Below are 20,759 nucleotides of genomic sequence, written 5' to 3' on the forward strand. Positions count from 1 at the left end.
CTCTCCTGAAATCTCTCGGCTCAAACTTGAGCCTGTGTGACTCAAGTTTATCACCGTGTCGTTCAGGACGCTACGGCCTCTGCCGCAGCCCCGGCCACCGACGCCGCCTCGGGCGTACAGGCGAAGCGGGCGCGGTACGCCGAGGGGCTGAGCCCGAGGGCGCGCGCGAAGTTCTGCCGCAGGACGGAGGCCGAGCCGAATCCGCTGTCGGCCGCGATCTGGTCGAGCCCGAGGTCGGTCCGCTCGAGCAGCCGCTGCGCCCGCAGGATCCGCTGCCGCCCGAGCCACGCCGCCGGGGTCGTCCCGTAATCGGCCTTGAATCGGCGCGCGAACGTCCGCGGTGACATGTGCGCGCGCGACGCGAGCAGATCGACGGACAGATCGAGGTCGAGGTTCGCGATCATCCAGTCGGTGATGGGCGCGAGCGACAGCGATGCCGCCTCGGGGAGCGGACGCGCGATGAACTGGGCCTGCCCGCCGTCGCGGAGGGGCGGCACGACCATCCGCCGGGCGATCGTGTTCGCCGCCTCGGCCCCGAGCTCGATGCGCAGCAGGTGCAGGCAGGCGTCGAGCCCCGCCGCGGTACCCGCAGACGTGATGATCCGGTCCGACTGCACGTACAGCACGTCGGGGTCGACCTCGATGCGCGGGTACATCTGCGCCATGGTCTCGGCGTAGCGCCAGTGCGTCGTGGCGCGCTTGCCGTCGAGCACACCGGATGCCGCGACCACGAAGGCTCCGCTGCAGACGGTGAGCACCCATGCGCCGCGCTCGACCGCACGTCGGACGACGGCTGTGACGCGGTTATCCACGGAGTCCCAGGCCTCGCGCGGGATGGGAGTGATGACGACCAGATCGGCCTCGTCGGCGAACTGGAGTCCCGCGTCGACGTTGAGTGAGAACGGGAGATTGGCGGGGACCGCCCCCGGATCGGGTGCCACCACCCGGAAGTCGAAGTTCGGGATGCCCTCGTCACTGCGGTCGAGACCGAACGCCTCGCACGCGAGACCGAACTCGAAGGGCGCGAACCCGGGCTGGATGACGCAAGCGACCGTGTGCATGGCAGGATTCCTCCGAATACCGTCTCATCCGCCAGTATCGGCAGGATAACGCTCATCGTAGCGTTTCTGCCATGCCTTCCGACATCCTTCTTCTCGCACTCGTCCTCCTCGTGATCGCCGCCGTGACAGGCACGCTCGCGGTGGTCGCACGCGACGGCTACCGCCGCGTCCCCACCGACCCGACACGCGTGCCGCCGGCAGAGGAATCGGCGCCCACACACCGCGAGCGCGAGCGGTCACCGCGCCGGAGCGCGGTCGCCGTCAGCGGTCGCGGCGCGCGCGGGCGCGACGGGATGCCGCGAGCAGTCGCGACGCCGATTCCGCCCAGGTGAATCGGGAGATGTGCGCACGACCCGCCGCGACGAGCGCCGCGCGGGCGGCATCGTCATCGAGTGACTCGACGGCCGCGGCGAAGGCTCGCGGGTCGCGCGGCGGCACGTAGAGCGCGCCGTCGCCGCCGACCTCATGGAAGATCGCCATGTCGCTGACCACCGCGGGCACCCCGAGCGCCAGGGCTTCCGCGATCGGCAGCCCGTACCCCTCGTCGAGGCTGAGTGTCGCGAGCATTCCCGCATCGGCGAGGAGCGCGGCGTACTCGGCATCCGTCACTCCGCCGTGGAAGATGATGCGGGCACCGCCGGGCGCGAGCTCCTCGAGCTCGGCGCGTCGACCGTCGGAGATCCGACTCAGCAGGTGCAGCGTGCGGCCGGGCAGCCACTGCATCGCCCGGACGAGCGTCTCGACGTTCTTGTAGGGCATGAACGAGCCCATGTAGACGATGTTCTGCGGCTTCGCAGCCCCGGGCATGGCCGTCGCGGGCGCCAGCTCGGCGAGACGCTGCGGGGCGTTGGGCAGCACCACCACCTCGCGCTTGGTCAGCTTGACGTCGGCGAACTGACGCTTGCTCGTCTCGCTGACCGTCGCGACGACGTCTGCGGCGTTCAGCGTCGCCCGCTGCGGCGCATACGAGAGGTGGAAGAGCCGCCAGCCCAAGCGCACGAACCACGGCAGATCGCGGGGCGGTGTGCGGTGCCGGTAGTAGATCGTGTCGTGCAGCGTGAGGATCAGCGCGAACCGCCGACCGAGGGCCCCGATCGTCTGCATCGGCGAGTAGACGACGTCGGGTCGGTGCCGGTTCAGCCGCAGCGCCGCGAACGGCTCGAGCATGGAGGTCGGCGCGTGCAGCGTGACGTGCGGCGCCCCTGCCGGGAGGAACGGCAGCTGCGCGGGGTCGTGCACGATGAACGTGACCTCGACACCCTCGGCGGGCGCCGCCGCGAACAGCGCGTGGGCGAGCTCATGGGAGAAGCGGCTGATGCCGTCGTGGAAGTCGGTGCGGATGTAGCGCGCGTCGAAGAAGAGCCGCATCGTCACGCGTCGAGCGGCTCGCCGCGGTAGAGCTTCTCGAACGTGTCGAGGGTGCGCTCGATGTCGTGGATCTCGACGCCGTCGAGTGAGGCCTGCTGCATCCGCAGGTACTCCGCGGGAGAGGCGGTCAGCACGCGCCGCAGCTTGTCTGCGAGGTCGTCGACGTTGCCGGGCTCGAAGAGGTAGCCATTCCCACCCGATTGGACGAGGTGCGGCAGGGCGACGGCATCCGCCGCCACGACGGGCAGGCCCGAGGCCATGGCCTCCATCGTCGCGATCGACTGCAGCTCGGCGATCGAGGCGATCGCGAAGACGTCGGCCCGCGTGTATGCCGCGCGGAGGTCGGCCTCGTCGGTGCGCCCGTAGAACGTGACGCGGTCGGTGATGCCGAGCTGCTGCGCGGTCTGCTCGAGGTTCCGACGCTGGTCGCCGCCGCCGACGATGTCGAAATGGACGTCCAGCTCGGGGGCGAGCTTGGCGACGGCCTTCAGGGTGACCTCGACGTGCTTCTCGGTCGTGAGGCGCCCGACGAACAGGATGCGGCGGTGCTCGCGCGGAGTCAGGTCGGGGGTGTAGTTGCGCTTGTCGATGCCGCAGCTGATCGGGATGACGCCCGAGATGTCGATCGTGTCCTCGAGGAACTGCGCGGCCTTGCGCGTCGGGGTGGTCACGGCGCGCGACATCAGGAACGTGCGCTTGGCGTCGTCCCAGCAGAGCTTGATGATGATCTTGTCGAGGAACGGCGGCAGCGTCGTGAAGTCGATGACGTTCTCGGCCATGACGTGGTTGGTCGCGACGACGGGGATGCCGCGCTTCTTCGCCTCGCGCGTGAGTCCGCGGCCGATGACGATGTGCGACTGGCTGTGGACGACGTCGGGCTTGACCGAGTCGAGCACGCGCCGGGCGTAGTGCTTCGAGCGCCAGGGCAGCACGAAACGCAGCCAGTCGTGCGGGTACCAGCGCCACCCGGGGAGGCGGTGGACGGTGAGGTCGGCACCCTCGATGTTCTCGGTGAAGACTCCCGACTGGGAGTGCTTCACGCTGGGGGTCACGACGTGCACGTCGTGACCGCGGGCGGCGAGGCCGGCGGAGAGGCGTTCGGCGAAACGGGCGGCTCCGTTGACATCGGGGGCGAACGTGTCGGCGCCCATCACGATGGTCAGGGGCGCGCGAGAACTCTCGGCGGGAACACCCTCGGTCGTCGTGGATTCGGTCACGGGTCAGGCCCAATCTGTACGGCGGCGTGCCGCCGGCTGTGGCCGACGCGGCGGCCCCGAGCTTACCCGAGCGGTATAGGGGCTCCCGGGAGGCGGCACGGCGTTGGGGGAAACCGACTCGGGCCGCGTCGGACGCTGCGCGCGACGCCCCGCGCGCACCCAGGCGGCATCCCTAGGCTGGGGTCATGGCCCGACTCGAAGCCGATGCCGATCCCGCCCGCTGGGTTGCCGTCACCGAATCGTTCGGATTCTCCGGACGCCGCGCTCGCAAGCGCGCGATCGGGATGCTGCTGAGCCAGGCGAACGCCGCGATAGGAGCGGCGCCCCGCCCCGGTGGACGCTTCGCCGCGTGGGCGGCGAGCCAGGCGGTGCCGATGCTCATGCGCCGAGCCGACGGGCGCGTGCGAGCGTGGATGTGGAAGGCCGACCCCGAGCTGCTCGTCGTCCTCGCGCAGATGCAGGAGGCGACCCCGAAGGTGCGCACCGCGCGAGCGATGATGCCGATGGAGTACGACGACACCGAGGACTTCCGCTCCCCCTACCTCGGGGCGGGCGAGAAGCTCGTCATGACGCTGCCGCCTGACCCGCGGACTCCCCCGTTCGTCTCGTACACCTGGGACACGGGAACCCATCTCGTCACGCTGTCGGCCGTGTGCAGCGACCGCGAGCGCGTGGGGACGGTTCTGGAGGAGCTCGATCACCTCGCCCGCTCGCTCCGCGTCGTCGACGACCTGACCCTCGACGAGTCCGCCAACACGCTGCGCCTCCCACCCGCCTGACCGCGCCCACTTGCCCCCGCCGACTTGCCCCCCCCCCCCCCGCCTGATCGGCGGCCGTACTGCGCGTCGTCGAGCCGGTGCTGCTGACCGTCGTACTCCAGGAGCACGCGCCGCTCGACGTCGACGAGGTCGCCATAGGCCACGAAGCGCCCGGCCTCATCGCGGATGACCGCGTTGACCTCGAAGGTGGTCATTCCGAGGTCTTCGGCGTCGAGACGCAGCTCCGTCTCCGCAACCGAGTCGGTGCGTTCCCGGCAGCGTTCGTACGCGAGTCGGAGCGCGCGTACGCCGCGCCGACCGGACCACTCCGCCACCGCTCCACGGAGCTGCTCGATCGACAAGACAGGAGCATGCCTGCGCATAAGGGAGTCTGCCGAGATGACGAGCTCGCGTTCGTCCATGAGCTCGGCCGATTGGCACCAGGCGACGGCCGGGTGCGCGATCGGAACGGGTCCGAATCGCCACAGACTCGCCGCGGCAGCTTCGTGCCCGCGCACCCCGACACCACGGGCACGCCCGAGCGGTCGCGGCGCTGCGACATCCACCTGCGCGCGCAGCCGCCCGGGGATCCAGCCGCCGACGAGAGCCACTGCCGTGGCATGACTGATGTGCTCGCCCGCGCGCAGTTTCGGCAGATAAGCGGTCACCAGCGCGCGCACGTCCGTCACGGGCGCACGCGAGCGGATGCCGTGGAAGGGCGCGGCCAGGTCGGCTGAACGGAGTCTGCCGCGCGTCACTCCGGTCGCGCGCGCCCTCCCGACCGTGAAGGCACCCGGCAGCGCCTCGGGGAGTTCAGCAGGAGTGCGTGCCACCCGTCCAGGCTGTCGGCCCTCCGCACCCACCCCGAGATCTCCCCAGCCCGTTCGACATCCGACCTCCGTCGCGCCGCCTGTGCAGGACCCCTGCCCACATCCCCGCCCCACGCTCGAACCGACCCGAATGGTCGGTGCGCGCGTCGGATAACGCCCCTTCGCGTCGGGTCGGCTACGACTGCGCGGGCGGGTCGGAGGGGCGGCGGTAGAGCACGACCTCGGTCGCCCGGCGCACGCGCGCACCGTGACGCAGGGTCACGACGGCACCCGTGGCGCCGGCGGCGAACACTCGCGCGCCGGGGCGCTGCTGCATCTCGTCGCGCAGACGCTGCTCGAGGTCTCGCACCTCGCGGCGGAGTCCCGCGACCTCGTTCTCGAGCTCCAGGATGCGTGCGATGGCGGGCAGGCTGATGCCTTCCGCCGACATCCGCGCCACTTCTCGCAGCTGCCGGATGTGACGCAGCGAGTATCGACGCGACCCTCCCTGCGTGCGCCCAGGCACCACGAGGCCCAGCCGGTCGTACTGCCGGAGGGTCTGCGCGTGCATGGCCGCGAGCTCCGCCGCGGCCGCGATCGCGAAGATCGGGGCGTCCTCGTCGATGTCGTCATCAGCCATGGTTGGTCACCTCCTGGGCGTCGAGAGTGTCGTCGGGCGACCCGCCGCGTCCGCCCGTGGGGATCGGATGCGACGGGTCGAGACGAATGTGTCAGCCGCGCGCCTTGTTCATCAGGTCGGCGCGGGGGTTCTCGCGGGGCTCGACCTCCGCGAATCGTTCGAGGGCCGCTCGGGCCTCTTCGTCGAGGTGCGCGGGAACGGCGACCTGGACCTCGGCCAGCAGATCGCCCGTGCCCTTCGACGTGCTCACGCCGCGCCCCTTGACCCGCAGGACGCGGCCCGACGGGGTGCCGGGCGCGACCCGGAGCTTGACGGGGTCGCCGCCCAGCGTCGGCACCTCGATCGTGGCGCCGAGGGCCGCCTCGGTGAAGGTCACCGGGACCACCACGCGAAGGTTGAGTCCGTCGCGCGTGAAGACCGGGTGCGGCCGGACCGTGACGCTCACGACGATGTCACCCGATTCACCGCCGTCCGGCGAGGGACGCCCGCGACCGCGGAGCCGGATCTTCTGCCCGTCCTTCACACCCGCCGGGATCTTCACCTTGAACGGCTTGCCGTCCTCGCCCTGGAGCGTGACGGTGTCACCGCGGACCGCGGTGGCGAAGTCGAGCGTCGTCCGTGCGGTGACGTCCGCACCGCGCTGCGGGCCGCCGAAGCCCTGGAAGCCCCCGGTCGAGCGGCCGAAGCCGCCCGACCCGAAGCGGCTCGACCGCCCCGTCTGCTGGTTGAACATCGCGAAGATGTCGTCGAAGTCCGCGCCGCGAGCTCCGGCACCGCCTCGCGCACCCTGGTTGAAGGCGCTGAAGACGTCCTCGAAGCCACCGGCGCCCTGGCCACCCGCGGTGAAGCGGGCACTGCCCGACCCCATCGCCCGGATCTGGTCGTACTCCGCGCGCTGCTCCTTGTCGGAGAGCACGGAGTACGCCTCGCTGATCTCCTTGAACTTCGCCTCGGCCGCGGGGTCTCCCTGCGTCGAGTCGGGGTGGTACTTGCGCGCGAGCTTGCGGTAGGTCTTCTTCAGGTCGGTGTCGGAGACGTCTTTGGAGACGCCCAGCACCTTGTAGAAGTCCTTGTCGAACCAGTCCTGACTGGCCATGTCGTTGCCTCCTATTCGGCCGGCACCGCGACGACGACCTTCGCCGGACGCAGCTCGATGCCGCCGAGGCGGTAGCCGACCTCGACGACCTCGAGGATCGTCGGCTCGGCCGTGCCCGGGGTGGGCGCCTGGAAGATCGCCTCGTGCTGCTGCGGGTCGAACGCGTCGCCGGCGGCGCCGTAGGACTCGACGCCCAGTCGTGCCACCACCCCGCGGAGCTTGTCCGCGATCACCGCGAGCGGCGATCCCTCGACGAGGTCGCCGTGCTTGTCGGCACGGTCGAGGTCGTCGAGCACGGGCAGCAGGCCCTTCGCGACCGAGCCCTTGGCGCGCTCGATCTCAGCCTCGCGCTGGTCCTCGGTACGCCGACGGTAGTTGGCGTACTCGGCCTGCACGCGCTTGAGGTCGAGCAGCAGGTCGTGCTCTTCGGCGGGTGCTTCCGCGACGGCGGCCTCGTCGGACTGCGTCGCGCCGAGGATGTCGTCGATGGTCAGTTCGTCGTCCGCAGCCGCGGCATCCGATGCTCCGGGGGCCCCGTGCGCGTCGGGGCCGGACGCCTGGGCGTCCGACCCCTCCTCGCCGAGGACCTCGTCATCGCCGTGCGGCTCTTCGAAGTCCTTGTCGGTCATGATTACTTCTTGTCTTCCTCGTCTTCGACGACCTCGGCGTCGACGACGTCCTCATCGGATGCCGTCGCGCCGGCGTCGCCGGTCGGAGCGTCGGTCGGGGCGCCCTGCGCCTGGTCGGCCTGACCCTGCGCGTAGATGGCCTCGCCGAGCTTGCCCTGCGATGCGTTGAGCTTGTCGAACGCGGTCTTCACCGCTTCGTCGTCGTCGCCCGCGAGTGCGGTCTTCAGCGCGTCGACGTCGCCCTGGACCTCGGACTTGACGTCCTCGGGGAGCTTGTCGGCGTTGTCGGCGATCAGCTTCTCGATCGAGTACGAGAGGGTCTCGGCCTGGTTGCGGACCTCGGCGGCCTCGCGGCGCTTCTTGTCCTCGGCCGCGTGCTCCTCGGCCTCGCGCACCATGCGCTCGATGTCGTCCTTGGGCAGCGACGAGCCGCCGGTGATCGTCATCGACTGCTCCTTGCCGGTGCCCTTGTCCTTCGCCGAGACGTGCACGATGCCGTTCGCGTCGATGTCGAAGGTGACCTCGACCTGCGGGATGCCGCGGGGCGCCGGTGCGATGCCGGTGAGCTCGAACGTGCCGAGCGGCTTGTTGTCGCGCGTGAAGTCGCGCTCACCCTGGAAGACCTGGATCGCGACCGACGGCTGGTTGTCGTCGGCGGTCGTGAAGGTCTCGCTGCGCTTGGTCGGGATGGCGGTGTTGCGCTCGATGAGCTTCGTCATGATGCCGCCCTTGGTCTCGATGCCGAGGCTCAGGGGGGTGACGTCGATGAGGAGGACATCCTTGCGCTCGCCCTTGAGGACACCGGCCTGCAGGGCGGCGCCGACGGCGACGACCTCGTCCGGGTTCACGCCCTTGTTGGGCTCCTTGCCGGCTTCCTTCTTCACGAGCTCCGAGACGGCGGGCATGCGGGTGGAACCACCCACGAGCACGACGTGGTCGATGTCGCCGACCTTGATGCCGGCCTCACGGATGACGTCCTCGAAGGGCTTCTTCGTGCGGTCGAGCAGGTCCTTGGTGAGGTCCTCGAACTTGGCACGCGAGAGCGTCTCGGACAGCGAGACGGGGCCCGAGTCGGTCAGCGAGAGGTACGGCAGGTTGATCGACGTCGACTGCGAGCTCGAGAGCTCCTTCTTCGCCTGCTCCGCAGCCTCCTTGAGGCGCTGCAGGGCGATCTTGTCACCGGAGACGTCGACACCGGTCGTGTCCTTGAACTGCTTGATCAGGTACTCGACGATGCGCTGGTCCCAGTCGTCACCGCCGAGGCGGTTGTCACCGGCGGTGGCGCGCACCTGGATGGTCGAGAAGTCGTCGTCCTTGCCCACTTCGAGGAGCGAGACGTCGAAGGTTCCGCCACCGAGGTCGAAGACGAGGATGAGCTCGTCCTCCTTGCCCTTGTCGAGGCCGTAGGCCAGGGCGGCTGCGGTGGGCTCGTTGATGATGCGCAGGACGTTCAGGCCCGCGATCTCGCCGGCCTCCTTGGTCGCCTGACGCTCGGCGTCGTTGAAGTACGCGGGGACCGTGATGACGGCGTCGGTCACTGTGTCGCCCAGGTACTGCTCGGCGTCGCGCTTGAGCTTCTGGAGGATGCGGGCCGAGATCTCCTGCGGCGTGTACGCCTTGCCGTCGATCGCCTGGGTCTTCCAGTCGGTGCCCATGTGACGCTTGACCGAGGTCAGCGTGCGGTCGACGTTGGTGACGGCCTGGCGCTTCGCGGTCTCACCGACGAGCACCTCGCCGTCCTTGGTGAACGCGACGACCGAGGGGGTCGTACGGAGCCCTTCGGCGTTGGCGATGACCTTGGGCTCGCCGCCCTCGAGGACGGCCACGACGGAGTTCGTCGTGCCCAGGTCGATACCCACTGCACGTGCCATGAGTTGTCTCCTTACTTGCGGTTCTATGGGATCGGAAGTCTGCGGCGGCCCAACCTGAGCCGCGATGACTCAACTGTACTCCCGGCCCGAAATGGTGTCAAGCGAACTTGAGTCAAGGCGTATCAAGTTCCGCATCGCGCCGCGCTGCACAATTTCGTGCGCCTGAGCCAAACCTGAGAAAGACTGAGGCACGATCATCGGTTCCTCCCAGGGGCGCGCTATATGTTGAGTCCACCCATGACAAGAAGCGTGATCCCGAACTCGCCTCTCGTCGACCTCGGACCCGCAATGGGCGGTCGTCGAGCGTTGCGTCGCGCCCGGAGACGACCATGACCCGCACCGCTGTCGTGATCGAGGATGACGACGACCTTCGCAGCCTGCTCACCCAGACCCTCGAGCAGCACGGCTTCGCCGTTCACGCTTTCGCAGACGGGCATGCCGGCGTCAACGCGGTGCGCGCCGTGCGTCCAGACCTGACCACCGTCGATGTCAAGCTCGACGGCATCGACGGGTTCGAGGCGGTCCGCCGCATCCGCGCCTTCTACGACGGATACGTGCTGATCATCAGTGCCGTCGACGACGAGACGGCGACCGTCGAGGGATTCCGCAGCGGCGCCGACGACTACGTCATCAAGCCCTGGCGCCCGTACGAGCTCCGGGCCCGCATCGACGCCCTCATGCGGCGCCCGCGGACGCTCCAGGCGAACGAGGCGGCACCGGGCGCATGGCTCGAAGCCGGCGGCCTGCGACTGAGCCCCGGCTCGCGCCGCGTCGAGCTCGACGGACGCTCCCTCGATCTGACGCGTTCCGAGTTCGATGTCCTGCAGGCCCTGATGCAGCGTCCCGGTGACGTCGTCGAGAAAGCGTGGATCGCGCTCATGCTCCGACGGCAGAGCGGCGCGCACGGCGAGCACGTCAGCCCCCACGACCTTCACGCGGTCGAGGTCCACCTGATGAACCTGCGCCGCAAGCTCGGCGACGACGGCCGGACCGGCCGCTGGATCGAGACGGTGCGCGGCATCGGCTATCGGTTCGCGCGTCGCGACTGAAAAGGGCGTCGACCCCCTTCCCGACGGATACGCTGGCCCCGTCGCGATGACGCGACGTGACGCCGCCGGCCGGCGGCACCGAGTGTTCACGGAGAGGTTCTAGCGTGCCCGGCATGTCACCCGAGACCGATCCGCCCCGTGGGCCCAGCTCCCCGATGTCTTCCGCGCGCGGCGTGCCCGCGCCGCCGACCGCAGCCGACACGCAGGCGCTCGGACGCATCGCCGCCATGCAGGGTCGCGATGTCGACGAGCAGCCGGTCCCCCGCAAGGCCGTCATCTCGTGGGCGCTGTGGGACTGGGCGACGCAGCCGTTCAACTCCGTCATCCTCACGTTCGTGTTCGCGTCGCTGTTCCTCGTGTCGGACTCGTTCCTTCCCGCCGACATCGCGGCACTGCCCGACACCGACCCGGTCAAGGAGGCGGCACTCGCCGAGTTGGCGAGCGGCTACGGCGTCGCCTCGACGGCCGCCGGCATCCTGATCCTGCTGCTGGCCCCGGTGCTCGGCCAGACCGCCGACCGGTCGGGACGCAAGAAGCGCTGGCTCGGGGTCTTCACCGTCGTCCTCGCGCTGCTGCAGTTCGCCCTGTTCTTCACCTTCGCCGACCCGGCCTTCTTCTGGTACGGCGCGATCGTCCTCTCCCTCGGCGCCGTCGTCTCCGAGATCGCGGGCGTCAACTATAACGCCATGCTCGTGGAGGTCTCGACGCCCCGCACGATCGGCCGGGTCAGCGGCCTGGGCTGGGGGCTCGGTTACATCGGCGGCATCATCGCCCTCGCACTGGTGGTCGCCCTCACCTTCGCCGATTGGTTCGGGATGGACACCAGCAACGGTCTCGCCTACCGGCTCATCGCCGTGGGCTGCGGCGTATGGACGATCGTCTTCGCCATCCCCCTGCTGCTGAACGTGCCCGAGCGCACCGCGCCGCACGACACCGAGAAGGTCGGCTTCCTCGCCGCGTACGCTCACCTCGTCACGGACATCGTCCGCCTCTACCGGACCGAGCGCCCGACATTCTGGTTCCTGCTCGCGAGCGCGGTCTACCGCGACGGGCTCGCAGGCGTCTTCGCCTTCGGCGGCGTCCTCGCCGCACGCGCCTTCGGGTTCTCCGCGACCGAGGTCATGGTCTTCGGCATCGCCGCGAACCTCGTCGCCGGCGCCTCGACCATCGTCGCGGGACGATTCGACGATCGCTTCGGCGCGCGCTCCGTGATCGTGGCCACCCTGTCGGGCCTCATCGCCGTCGCGGTGCTGCTGTTCGTCCTGCGAGATGCCGGCTCGATCGTCTTCTGGATCGCCGGGCTCATCCTCTCGGGCTGCGTGGGGCCGGCCCAGGCCGCGAGCCGCTCGCTACTCGCCCGGGTGACGCCGCCGGGGATGCAGGGCGAGATCTTCGGCCTCTACGCCACGACGGGACGCGTCGCGAGCTTCCTGTCGCCCGCCATGTGGTCGTTGTTCATCGCCTGGTTCGGCAGCATCATCTGGGGCGTGCTGGGCATCGCCGTCGTGTTGCTCTTCGGGCTCGTGCTGCTGCTCTTCGTTCGACTGCCGAAGCAGGCCGGCATCCGCTGACCGGGCTCAGGCGGGGCGGCGCATGGGGACGTGCGGGATGTCGTCCTCGGAGAACTCGGGTCCGTTGACCTCGAACCCGAAGCGCCCGTACCACCCGGCGAGGTGCTTCTGCGCGTCGAGGTCGATCGCGGTGCCGGGCCACCGCTCGACGGCGCGCTCGACCGCCGCGCGCATGAGCTGGGCAGACAGACCGCGGCCTCGCGCGTCGGCCGCGGTCGCCACTCGGCCGATGCGGGCGTTTCCCGAGACGTCGCGAAGCAGCCGGAGCGTCGCGAGCACGCGTCCGCCGTCTTCGATCCAGAAGAGTTCGGTGTCGGGCTCGAGGTCGCGGCCGTCGAGCTCGGGGTAGGCCGCGGCCTGCTCGACGACGAAGACGCTCACGCGCAGCCAGAGGAGGCGGTAGAGCGTCTCGGCGGGGACATCGGTCAGACGGGCGGAAGACACCGGAGGCATCCGCCCAGCGTACGACGAAGGCGCCGGACGGTCGTGCCCGGCGCCTTCGCGACGATTCGCTGCAGCGGTATCAGCCGCGCCTGCCGCCGATCCACGGGAAACGCACTCCCCGTTCGTTCGGCTCTTCGACCTCGAGCCCGTAGTGGTCGCCGATCCGCTCGATGAACTGAGCCCGCTCCGCGCGGGCGTACGCACGACGTTCGCGCTGGAAGGCCAGAACCGTCGACCAGCACATCAGCAGCATCACGATCGAGAACGGCAGGGCGATGAGGATCGCCGCCGTCTGCAGCGCCTGCAGGCCTCCGGCCAGCAGGAGCGCGCTCGCGAGGGCGGCGGTGATGACGACGAAGAAGGTGCGCACCCAGCGCGGCGGCTCGGGATTTCCGCCCGTCGCGATCATGCCCATGACGAGCGCACCCGAGTCAGCCGAGGTGATGAAGAAGACGGCGATCAGGACGATGGCACCGATGGTCAGCACACCACCGGCGGGCAGCCCCTCGAGCAGCTGGAACAGGGCGCCCTGCAGGTTCACCGACCCGTCGGCGGCGAGCATCGATCCGGGCTGCTCGAGCTCGCGGTACAGCGCCGAGCCGCCGAGGACGGCGAACCACAGGATGCCGATCAGCGTCGGGACGAGCAGCACGCCCGCCACGAACTGGCGCACCGTCCGCCCCTTGCTGACGCGCGCGATGAAGATGCCGACGAAGGGCGCCCACGAGATCCACCAGCCCCAGTAGAACGACGTCCACTGCGCCTGCCAGGCCTCGCCGGCCGCCCCCTGAAGCGCGCTGACGGTGAAGGAGAGACCGATGAAGTCCTGGATGTATGCGCCGATCGACTGCACCCACTCGCGCAGCAGGAACTGCGTGGGTCCGACGAAGAGCAGGAACAGCAGCAGCAAGCCGGCGACGATGAGGTTGAAGTTGGAGAGCCACTTCATCCCCTTCGTCACTCCCGACAGTACGGAGAAGAGGACGAAGACGGAGACGATCGCGATGAGCCCGATGAGCATCGCGTCGTTCATGGGCGGGAGGCCGATGAACTCGAGCCCGGATCCCATCTGCATGACACCGAGCCCGAGCGAGGTCGCGACGCCGAACAGGGTGCCGACGAGGGCGACCGCGTCGATGACGTTGCCCGCAGCACCGCGAACCCGGTTCCCCAGCAGCGGCTCGAGCGCCCAGCGGATCGAGATCGGGCGGCGGCGGCGATGGATCGCGTAGGCGAGGGCGAGGCCGACGACGACGTACATCGCCCAGGCGTGCACGCCCCAGTGCAGGTAGGTCTGGGTCAGAGCGCTCTGCGCCAGCTGCTGCTCGGTGCCCGTGACGCCGGGACGCGGGTCCACGAAGTGGCTGAGCGGCTCACTCACGCCGTAGAAGACGAGGCCGATGCCCATGCCCGCGGCGAAGAGCAGCGAGAACCACGATCCCGTCGAGAACTCGGGCTCGTCGTCGTCGCGTCCGAGCTTGATGTCGCCGAAGCGGCTGAAGCCGACGAAGATCGCGAAGCCGACGAAGAAGGCGGCGATGAGGACGTAGTACCAGTTGAACGAGTCGACGATCGACGTCTGGATGGCGCCGAAGAACGACTCGGCTGTGGTGGGGAAGATGATCGCGAAGGCGCTGAACCCGACGATGACGACCGCAGCCGGCCAGAACACCCAGCGGGCGATCGTGCCCGGGGTGGACACCGCGGCTATGCGTTCTGCGGGAGAGGGCTGATTCTCGGTGCTCACCGATACAGGGTGTCAGGATACCGACGCGACGCAAAGCGGGGAAGGGCAGTTGCCTGCCGCGATGACACCGGGTATGGCTCAGCCGCGCGGCCAGGCGTCGGCGAGTTTGGTGAGCAGCCGAGCCAGCTCGGCCCGCTCGTCATCGGTGAATCCGCCCAGCGCGCTGCCGAGGGCCGCCCGACGCTCGCCCCGCACGCTCTGTGCGAAGCTGCGCCCCTCGCCGGTCAGCGCGATGCGCGTGCGGCGGGCGTCGTCGGGGTCGGCCTCCCGACGCACCAGGTCGAGCTCGACCGCCTGCTGCACCAGCCGCGAGGCGCGTGGCTGATCGACGCCGATCGCCTCACCGATCTCGCTGACGCTGAGCGGATGGGATGCCGCGGCGAGCGCCTCGAGCATGCGGAGGCGGGCGAGCCCCGCCATCCTGCCGCGTCCCTCGGCGAACGGGCCGCCGTGATGGCCGTGCGGGCCGTGTCCGCCGTGAACGCCGAACGGTTCGTGCGCCTGCGGTCCGCGCTCGACGCCCGGCGCGGGCCGCCGCCGTCCGCGCAGGCGCCCCAGGGCGTCCGCGATGGCATCGATCCGCGGGTCGTCGTCGGCCGTCATGCTTCGAGAATACATGCGACTTGACATGCACCCGCGGTACATGTCATAGTGCATACACATGACAGATGACATGCATCAGAGGCCGGATAGGCCGGCCCACGAAGGGAACACCATGAACAACCACGACAGCACCCCCGAGACGCCCGACACCCGCCCGCGGTCGCTGCCCTTCTGGATGCGCGCGGCCGGAACCGCCCTCGCCGGCGAGATGAATCGGACGCTCGCCGCCGAGGGACTCGACCGCCGAGACTGGGCCGTGCTCGACGTCCTCGCGGGCGAGCGCGACATCCCCGGCCTCGCCGAGCGCGTGCAACGCGGCGGCAAGCGCGTCCACTCCCTCGCGGCTCGCGGCTGGGCCGTCGAGCGCGACGGCGCCTGGACCATCACCGAGGACGGACGTCGCGAGCGCGACCGCATCCACGGTCTCGTGAGCGGTGTCCGCGATCGCGTGCGCGGCGCCGTGACGGACGCGGACTACGCGACGACCCTCGCCTCGCTCGAGGCGATCGCCCGTGAGCTCGGCTGGGACGAGAGCTCACCGCGCCGATTCGGCCCTCGCGGCCGGCACGGTTTCGGGCGCGGCTTCGGTCACGGTCACGGCTGCGGCCCTCGCTTCGGCGAGCACCCGCACCACGGCGACCACCCGCACCGCGGTGAGCACCCGCGCCGCGGTGAGCGAGCCTTCGAGCGCGGCTTCACCGCGGGCTTCGCGGCCGGGCGCAACGCCGCCTGACCCGCGACATCCCGAACGGCGGCCCCGAGGTTCTCCACCTCGGGGCCGCTGTGCATCCCGGAACGGGCGTCAGGCGCCGCGCGATCCGGCGTCGATGGTGCCGACGTCGGTGCGGTGGAAGTTCTGGAAGGAGCGGGATGCCGTCGGCCCGCGCTGTCCCTGGTAGCGGTTGCCGTAGGGGCCCGACCCGTAGGAGTTTTCGCTCGGCGAGCTGAGCTGGAAGAAGCAGAGCTGCCCGATCTTCATGCCCGGCCACAGCTTGATGGGCAGAGTGGCCACATTGGCGAGCTCGAGCGTCACGTGACCCGAGAACCCCGGGTCGATGAATCCTGCCGTCGAATGAGTGATCAGGCCGAGGCGTCCGAGCGACGACTTGCCCTCCAGACGCGCGGCGACGTCGTCGCCCAGGCGCACCTGCTCGAAGGTCGACCCGAGCGCGAACTCCCCGGGATGCAGGATGAACGGCTGATCCGGCTCGACCTCGATCAGACGGGTCAGTTCGGGTTGGTCCTGGGCGGGATCGATGAAGGGGTACTTGTGGTTGTCGAACAGCCGGAAGTACCGGTCGAGGCGCACGTCGACGCTCGACGGCTGCACCATCGAGGCATCCCAGGGATCGAGGCCGATGCGGCCCTGGTCGATTCCGGCACGGATGTCGCGATCACTCAGCAGCACGGACACAGCCTAGAGCGCGACGCCGCCGCTGCCGGCATCCGCGACAGCGTCATCCGGCCCGACGCCCCGCGGGCGGTGCCGTGGTCTGCCGGGCGACCAGCTTCGTCGGAAGCCGCAGGTGCGTGGCCGGCGGCGTCTCGCCGCGCATGAGGGCCAGCAGCATCTGGACCGCGGCCGCCCCCAACCGCCCCATCGGCTGACGCACCGTCGTGAGGGGAACCGGGAGCCGCGTCGCCTCGGGGATGTCGTCGAACCCGACGATCGACAGATCGCGCGGCACCTCGAGCCCGAGCTCGGCGGCGACCTGCAGGATCGCGATGGCCGACACGTCGTTCGCCGCGAACACCGCGGTGGGGCGATTGTCAGCGGAGAGCATCTCGATCGCGACCTCGCGCACCGTCGCCTCGCGATACCGGCCGGCGCCGACGTAGGTCGCATCGAACGGGATGCCGGCGTCGGCGAGCGCTCGGCGGTATCCGGCGTCGCGCGCGATCGACGATCGCAGGTCGGCGCGCCCCGCGATATAGCCGATGCGCGTGTGGCCCATGCCGATGAGATAGGCCGTCGCCTCACGGGCGCCGCCGTAGCTGTCGCTCTCGACGATCGGCACGTCGGCCGGACCCGTGTGCGGGTCGATCGCGACGAGCGGCACGTCGGCGCTCGCCCTGACGACGGTCGGGGTGACCATGATGGCGCCGTCGATGAGCGTTCCACTCAGCCGCGAGAGCGATCGGCGCTCCCACCCCTCTTCGTCACCGCGCGAGCCCGAGTACGCGAGCAGGTCGTAACTGGTGTCACGCAGCGCCTCCCCCACGCCCTTCAAGATCTCGGCGCTGAACGGCTCGAAATCGGCGACGAGCACACCGATGACACCCGTCGAGCGCGAACGCATGCTGCTGGCGATGAGACTCGACTCGTAGCCGAGCTCGGCGACTGCCGCCATGACGGCATCCACGGTCGCCGTCGCGACGCCGTAACGCCCGTTGACGGCCTTCGACACGGTCGACACGGAGACGCCGGCACGCTCCGCAACGTCGTGGATGGTGGGTCGTCGTCGGTCCATGACCGCATGCTAGCCCGAAATGGAAACCGTTTTCGAAAACGTTTGACACCTCTTTGTTGCCCGCGCAAACTTTCGGTGTCCGACAGCACCAGCGAATGTCCGACGACTCCGAGCATCGCCGCTCGGCGGTTCGAGCAGCCCAGCCCGGGCCCGACGCGGCGCGCTCGGCAGATGTCCACTCAACGAAGAGAGAAGGAATCACATGGCACGCACCATCACGGCTCGCCGCAAGGCTGCCGTCACGGCTGCCGTCCTGGCGGTGGGGGCGCTCGCGCTCACCTCCTGCAGCGGCAACGGCGACGGAGGCAGCGCCGACGGCACCGTCGAGATGACCCTGTGGCAGAACTCCACGACCGGCCCCGGCCAGGAGTTCTGGAAGGACGCGATCGCCGCGTTCGAGGCCGAGAACGAGAACGTGAAGATCTCGATGCAGTCCGTGCAGAACGAAGACATGGACGGCAAGCTCCAGACGGCGCTCAACGCGGGCGACCCGCCGGACATCTTCCTGCAGCGCGGTGGCGGCAAGATGGCCGCCATGGTGCAGGCCGGGCAACTGATGGACCTCACCGACCTCATCGGCGACACCGCCAAGGAAGAGATCTCCGAGGGCTCGTTCAAGGCCGAGACCTATCAGGACAAGGTGTGGGCGATGCCGCTCGCAGTGCTCCCCAGCGGGTTCTGGTACAGCTCCGACCTGTTCACCCAGGCCGGCATCACCGAGGCCCCCGCGACGGTCGAGGATCTCGAGGGCGTCGTCGACCAGCTCAAGGCCGCCGGCATCGCGCCCATCGCGCTCGGCGCGAAGGACGCCTGGCCCGCCGCGCACTGGTTCTACAACTTCGCCCTGCGCGAGTGCAGCCCGGAGACGATCGAGAAGACCGGCGACTCGAAGGATTTCAGCGATGAGTGCTGGCTGAAGTCCGCCGAGGACCTCGCCGACTTCGCCGAGCTGCAGCCGTTCAACGAGGGCTACCTCACGACCTCGGCTCAGCAGGGCGCGGGCAGCAGCGCGGGCCTCATCGCCAACCACCAGGCGGGCATGGAGCTCATGGGCGCCTGGAACCCGGGCGTCATCGCGTCGCTCACGCCGGACGAGCAGCCTCTCCCCGACCTGGCGTGGTTCCCCTTCCCCGAGTTGTCGGGTGGCGAGGGTGAGCCCGGCTCGATCATGGGCGGCGTCGACGGATACTCCTGCTCGGCGAAGGCCCCGAAGGAGTGCGCCGACTTCCTGAACTTCCTCGCCAGCGCCGAGCAGCAGGAGGCCTACTACCAGGCCTTCAACGCACCGCCGGTGAACTCGGTCGCGCAGGAGGCGGTCGAGGAGGAGTACCTCCAGGAGGTTCTCGCCGCATACAACAAGGCGCCCTTCGTCTCGCAGTGGCTCGACACCGTCCTCGGACAGAACGTCGGCAACGCGCTGAACGTCGCCGTCGTCGATCTGCTGGCGGGCAAGAGCACGCCCGAGCAGATGATCAAGTCGGTCTCCGACGCAGCGAAGAAGGGCTGATCCGCATCATGTCGCTCAGCGAGACAGCCGTGGCGGACTCCGCCGGCGGCGTGGATCTCGCGGCCCGGGGCGAGGGCGTCACCACGACGCCCTCGCCCTCCCGGCGCCGCCGAGGCCTGGGCTGGTCGGGTCGCCTCGAGATCGCGGTGCTCGTCGGCCCCGCCCTGGTGATGTTCGTCGGGTTCGTCATCTTCCCCGTCGTGATGGCGGCCTACTACGGCTTCTTCCGGTGGCAGGGCTACGGGCCGCCCACCGAGTTCGTCGGCCTGCAGAACTACATCACGATCCTCACCGATCCGACCTTCGTCGAGGCCCTCGGCCACAACGCGATCATCGTCGTGGCATCCCTCGTCCTGCAGGGGCCGGTCGCGATCCTCCTCGCCCTGCTGCTCAACCGCCGCATGCGGGGGCAGTCGCTCATCCGGGTGCTGATCTTCGTGCCCTACGTCATCGCCGAGGTCGTCGTCGGCACGGGCTTCGGGCTCATGCTGCAGACGCAGGGCGCGCTCAACGGGGCCCTCGAGCAGCTCGGGCTGGGCGCGCTCACGCGCGACTGGATCGCCGATCCCTCGATCGCGATCTGGACGCTCATGGCCATCCTGACCTGGAAGTACGTCGGCTTCGCCGTCATCCTCTTCCTCGCGGGCCTCCAGGGAATCCCCGACGAGCTCTACGAGGCCGCCGCCCTCGATGGTGCGGGCTACTGGCAGATGCACTGGCGGATCACCCTGCCGCTGCTCGCCCCCACCCTGCGCATCTGGGCGTTCCTGTCGATCATCGGCGCACTGCAGCTGTTCGACCTCGTGTACATCATCTGGGGTCAGTACGTCGCGTCGACCGCGGGCACCTCGACGATGGCCACCTACATGGTCGTCAACGGCCGCAACGCCGGCAGCTACGGCTTCGGAAACGCCGTCGCCGTCGTCATCTTCCTCATCTCCCTCGTCGTCGCGATCGTCTACCAGCGCTACGTGCTGCGTCGTGACACCGCCGGGGCCATCACCGAAGGGAAGCAGGAGCGATGACCGCCCTCACCTCCCCCGCCACGCGCGCGATCGTCGCGCCGGCACCCACCGGCCGTCGCGGCCGCCGCACGGAGCGCCTGCCCTGGGGCAGCCCCGTCGTGTATTTCGTCGCCCTCGTGGTGATCGCGCTGATGCTCGCGCCGGTGCTGTACATCATCATCGGCGGCTTCCGCAGCAACGCCCAGATCACCGTGGACCCGGCCGGCTGGCCGTCGCCGTGGAACATCGAGAACTACCTGGCGGTGCTGACCGGCTCGCAGTTCTGGCAGCAGGTGCTCAACTCGACCATCGCCGCCGGCGCGACGACGATCGGTGCCGTGCTGCTCGGCCTCATGGCGAGCTACATCCTCGCCCGGTACCGGTTCCGCGGCCGCGGAGTGCTGTACGCCGTCTTCGCCTCGGGCCTGATGTTCCCCATCACCGTCGCGATCACGCCGCTGTACATCGTCATCCGCGACCTCGGCCTGATGAACTCGCTCGCGGGCATCATCCTGCCGCAGATCGCCTTCGCGCTGCCGATGACGATCATCATCCTGGTGCCGTTCCTGCGGGCGATCCCCGACGAGATCCAGGAGGCGGCGTTCATCGACGGATGCGGGCGCCTGTCGTTCTTCTGGCGGATGGTGCTTCCCCTGTCGGTGCCCGGCGTCATCACGGTCGGCATCCTCGCCTTCATCGGCAGCTGGAACAGCTACCTGCTTCCCCTGTTCATCCTCAACAACGAGGCGACCTTCACCCTGCCGCTCGGCGTGCAGGCGTTCTCGTCGCAGTACTCGGTCGACACGGCGAAGGTGCTCGCCTTCACATCCCTGTCGATGCTTCCCGCCCTGGCGTTCTTCAGCCTGTTCGAGCGCCGCATCGTCGGCGGTCTGACCGGCGCCGTCAAGGGCTGA

The 20,759-nt window shown here is 69.5% G+C and carries 20 protein-coding genes; 8 read left to right on the top strand and 12 right to left on the bottom strand.

Going from position 1 to position 20,759, the window contains the following annotated elements; all coding sequences use genetic code 11:
• Nucleotides 1-62: 62 nt before the first annotated feature.
• The 3 genes from ACI2K6_RS07415 to ACI2K6_RS07425 form a co-directional block, all read right to left on the bottom strand.
• On the bottom strand, nucleotides 63-1,061 hold the full coding sequence (locus ACI2K6_RS07415; protein ID WP_404568342.1) for a helix-turn-helix domain-containing protein: 999 nt from the start codon (nucleotides 1,059-1,061) through the stop codon (nucleotides 63-65).
• Between the two features lie 261 nt (nucleotides 1,062-1,322).
• On the bottom strand, nucleotides 1,323-2,429 hold the full coding sequence (locus ACI2K6_RS07420; protein WP_282502629.1) for a glycosyltransferase: 1,107 nt from the start codon (nucleotides 2,427-2,429) through the stop codon (nucleotides 1,323-1,325).
• Nucleotides 2,430-2,431: 2 nt separating this feature from the next.
• Nucleotides 2,432-3,580 carry a glycosyltransferase gene (locus ACI2K6_RS07425; RefSeq protein ID WP_404568576.1) on the bottom strand — a complete coding sequence of 383 codons (1,149 nt, stop codon included), beginning with the start codon at nucleotides 3,578-3,580 and terminating at the stop codon, nucleotides 2,432-2,434.
• Between the two features lie 251 nt (nucleotides 3,581-3,831).
• Here ACI2K6_RS07425 and ACI2K6_RS07430 point away from each other — a divergent pair, with 251 nt between their 5' ends.
• The gene (locus ACI2K6_RS07430; protein WP_274178228.1) at nucleotides 3,832-4,425 is read left to right on the top strand and encodes a hypothetical protein; all 594 of its coding nucleotides are present in this window, start codon (nucleotides 3,832-3,834) and stop codon (nucleotides 4,423-4,425) included.
• Nucleotides 4,426-4,502: 77 nt separating this feature from the next.
• Complete coding sequence (locus ACI2K6_RS07435) at nucleotides 4,503-5,141, top strand: hypothetical protein (protein ID WP_404568343.1); 639 nt, start codon at nucleotides 4,503-4,505, stop codon at nucleotides 5,139-5,141.
• 268 nt (nucleotides 5,142-5,409) lie between these two features.
• On the opposite strand, the gene ACI2K6_RS07440 is transcribed toward ACI2K6_RS07435, so the two are convergent.
• From ACI2K6_RS07440 to dnaK, 4 genes are all read right to left on the bottom strand, one after another.
• Nucleotides 5,410-5,853 carry a heat shock protein transcriptional repressor HspR gene (locus ACI2K6_RS07440; protein ID WP_282501948.1) on the bottom strand — a complete coding sequence of 148 codons (444 nt, stop codon included), beginning with the start codon at nucleotides 5,851-5,853 and terminating at the stop codon, nucleotides 5,410-5,412.
• 91 nt (nucleotides 5,854-5,944) lie between these two features.
• Entirely contained in the window at nucleotides 5,945-6,949 is a 1,005-nt protein-coding gene (locus tag ACI2K6_RS07445) for a DnaJ C-terminal domain-containing protein (protein WP_112616079.1), read from the bottom strand.
• An 11-nt stretch (nucleotides 6,950-6,960) separates the two neighbouring features.
• Entirely contained in the window at nucleotides 6,961-7,578 is a 618-nt protein-coding gene (locus ACI2K6_RS07450; RefSeq protein ID WP_274178225.1) for a nucleotide exchange factor GrpE, read from the bottom strand.
• Between the two features lie 2 nt (nucleotides 7,579-7,580).
• Entirely contained in the window at nucleotides 7,581-9,449 is a 1,869-nt protein-coding gene (dnaK, locus tag ACI2K6_RS07455) for a molecular chaperone DnaK (protein WP_274178224.1), read from the bottom strand.
• Nucleotides 9,450-9,778: 329 nt separating this feature from the next.
• Here dnaK and ACI2K6_RS07460 point away from each other — a divergent pair, with 329 nt between their 5' ends.
• Nucleotides 9,779-10,498, top strand: a complete 720-nt coding sequence (locus tag ACI2K6_RS07460; protein ID WP_114589032.1) for a response regulator transcription factor — start codon at nucleotides 9,779-9,781, stop codon at nucleotides 10,496-10,498.
• Nucleotides 10,499-10,611: 113 nt separating this feature from the next.
• The gene (locus tag ACI2K6_RS07465) at nucleotides 10,612-12,069 is read left to right on the top strand and encodes an MFS transporter (protein ID WP_282501947.1); all 1,458 of its coding nucleotides are present in this window, start codon (nucleotides 10,612-10,614) and stop codon (nucleotides 12,067-12,069) included.
• Between the two features lie 6 nt (nucleotides 12,070-12,075).
• On the opposite strand, the gene ACI2K6_RS07470 is transcribed toward ACI2K6_RS07465, so the two are convergent.
• The 3 genes from ACI2K6_RS07470 to ACI2K6_RS07480 all read right to left on the bottom strand — a co-directional run bounded on the left by ACI2K6_RS07470 (nucleotide 12,076) and on the right by ACI2K6_RS07480 (nucleotide 14,863).
• Nucleotides 12,076-12,522 (bottom strand): GNAT family N-acetyltransferase, encoded by a 447-nt coding sequence (locus ACI2K6_RS07470; protein WP_282501946.1) that lies wholly within the window; start codon nucleotides 12,520-12,522, stop codon nucleotides 12,076-12,078.
• A gap of 70 nt (nucleotides 12,523-12,592) precedes the next feature.
• Nucleotides 12,593-14,260 (bottom strand): BCCT family transporter, encoded by a 1,668-nt coding sequence (locus ACI2K6_RS07475; protein WP_378716914.1) that lies wholly within the window; start codon nucleotides 14,258-14,260, stop codon nucleotides 12,593-12,595.
• 78 nt (nucleotides 14,261-14,338) lie between these two features.
• Nucleotides 14,339-14,863 (bottom strand): MarR family winged helix-turn-helix transcriptional regulator, encoded by a 525-nt coding sequence (locus ACI2K6_RS07480; RefSeq protein WP_282501945.1) that lies wholly within the window; start codon nucleotides 14,861-14,863, stop codon nucleotides 14,339-14,341.
• Between the two features lie 112 nt (nucleotides 14,864-14,975).
• Between ACI2K6_RS07480 and ACI2K6_RS07485 the strand changes: the two genes are divergently transcribed.
• Nucleotides 14,976-15,596, top strand: coding sequence for a hypothetical protein (locus ACI2K6_RS07485; RefSeq protein ID WP_354451461.1), 621 nt, complete (start codon nucleotides 14,976-14,978; stop codon nucleotides 15,594-15,596).
• A gap of 69 nt (nucleotides 15,597-15,665) precedes the next feature.
• On the opposite strand, the gene dcd is transcribed toward ACI2K6_RS07485, so the two are convergent.
• Nucleotides 15,666-16,271: a dCTP deaminase gene (gene dcd / locus ACI2K6_RS07490; protein WP_023952839.1), complete on the bottom strand. Its 606-nt coding sequence runs from the start codon at nucleotides 16,269-16,271 to the stop codon at nucleotides 15,666-15,668.
• Nucleotides 16,272-16,320: 49 nt separating this feature from the next.
• Nucleotides 16,321-17,334, bottom strand: a complete 1,014-nt coding sequence (locus tag ACI2K6_RS07495; protein ID WP_112616065.1) for a LacI family DNA-binding transcriptional regulator — start codon at nucleotides 17,332-17,334, stop codon at nucleotides 16,321-16,323.
• A 202-nt stretch (nucleotides 17,335-17,536) separates the two neighbouring features.
• Here ACI2K6_RS07495 and ACI2K6_RS07500 point away from each other — a divergent pair, with 202 nt between their 5' ends.
• From ACI2K6_RS07500 to ACI2K6_RS07510, 3 genes are read left to right on the top strand one after another with little or no spacing between them, the layout of a single operon-like run.
• Entirely contained in the window at nucleotides 17,537-18,841 is a 1,305-nt protein-coding gene (locus ACI2K6_RS07500; protein WP_282501943.1) for an ABC transporter substrate-binding protein, read from the top strand.
• An 8-nt stretch (nucleotides 18,842-18,849) separates the two neighbouring features.
• Nucleotides 18,850-19,866: a carbohydrate ABC transporter permease gene (locus ACI2K6_RS07505; protein WP_274178216.1), complete on the top strand. Its 1,017-nt coding sequence runs from the start codon at nucleotides 18,850-18,852 to the stop codon at nucleotides 19,864-19,866.
• Nucleotides 19,863-20,759 carry a carbohydrate ABC transporter permease gene (locus ACI2K6_RS07510; protein WP_023952842.1) on the top strand — a complete coding sequence of 299 codons (897 nt, stop codon included), beginning with the start codon at nucleotides 19,863-19,865 and terminating at the stop codon, nucleotides 20,757-20,759. Before ACI2K6_RS07505 ends, ACI2K6_RS07510 begins: the two co-directional genes overlap by 4 nt.

Source organism: Microbacterium sp. NPDC006705 (genome assembly GCF_044903545.1).
In the GTDB taxonomy this organism is placed as follows: Bacteria; Actinomycetota; Actinomycetes; order Actinomycetales; family Microbacteriaceae; genus Microbacterium; species Microbacterium plantarum.

Bases quoted from the DNA above. Each gene is read 5' to 3' on its own strand.
- dnaK (WP_274178224.1), bottom strand. From the start codon at position 9,449: ATGGCACGTGCAGTGGGTATCGACCTGGGCACGACGAACTCCGTCGTG.
- ACI2K6_RS07505 (WP_274178216.1), top strand. From the start codon at position 18,850: ATGTCGCTCAGCGAGACAGCCGTGGCGGACTCCGCCGGCGGCGTGGAT.
- ACI2K6_RS07495 (WP_112616065.1), bottom strand. From the start codon at position 17,334: ATGGACCGACGACGACCCACCATCCACGACGTTGCGGAGCGTGCCGGC.
- ACI2K6_RS07430 (WP_274178228.1), top strand. From the start codon at position 3,832: ATGGCCCGACTCGAAGCCGATGCCGATCCCGCCCGCTGGGTTGCCGTC.
- ACI2K6_RS07420 (WP_282502629.1), bottom strand. From the start codon at position 2,429: ATGCGGCTCTTCTTCGACGCGCGCTACATCCGCACCGACTTCCACGAC.
- ACI2K6_RS07480 (WP_282501945.1), bottom strand. From the start codon at position 14,863: ATGACGGCCGACGACGACCCGCGGATCGATGCCATCGCGGACGCCCTG.
- ACI2K6_RS07485 (WP_354451461.1), top strand. From the start codon at position 14,976: ATGAACAACCACGACAGCACCCCCGAGACGCCCGACACCCGCCCGCGG.
- ACI2K6_RS07460 (WP_114589032.1), top strand. From the start codon at position 9,779: ATGACCCGCACCGCTGTCGTGATCGAGGATGACGACGACCTTCGCAGC.
- ACI2K6_RS07450 (WP_274178225.1), bottom strand. From the start codon at position 7,578: ATGACCGACAAGGACTTCGAAGAGCCGCACGGCGATGACGAGGTCCTC.
- ACI2K6_RS07465 (WP_282501947.1), top strand. From the start codon at position 10,612: ATGTCACCCGAGACCGATCCGCCCCGTGGGCCCAGCTCCCCGATGTCT.
- ACI2K6_RS07440 (WP_282501948.1), bottom strand. From the start codon at position 5,853: ATGGCTGATGACGACATCGACGAGGACGCCCCGATCTTCGCGATCGCG.
- ACI2K6_RS07510 (WP_023952842.1), top strand. From the start codon at position 19,863: ATGACCGCCCTCACCTCCCCCGCCACGCGCGCGATCGTCGCGCCGGCA.
- ACI2K6_RS07415 (WP_404568342.1), bottom strand. From the start codon at position 1,061: ATGCACACGGTCGCTTGCGTCATCCAGCCCGGGTTCGCGCCCTTCGAG.
- ACI2K6_RS07470 (WP_282501946.1), bottom strand. From the start codon at position 12,522: ATGCCTCCGGTGTCTTCCGCCCGTCTGACCGATGTCCCCGCCGAGACG.
- ACI2K6_RS07500 (WP_282501943.1), top strand. From the start codon at position 17,537: ATGGCACGCACCATCACGGCTCGCCGCAAGGCTGCCGTCACGGCTGCC.
- ACI2K6_RS07445 (WP_112616079.1), bottom strand. From the start codon at position 6,949: ATGGCCAGTCAGGACTGGTTCGACAAGGACTTCTACAAGGTGCTGGGC.
- ACI2K6_RS07425 (WP_404568576.1), bottom strand. From the start codon at position 3,580: ATGGGCGCCGACACGTTCGCCCCCGATGTCAACGGAGCCGCCCGTTTC.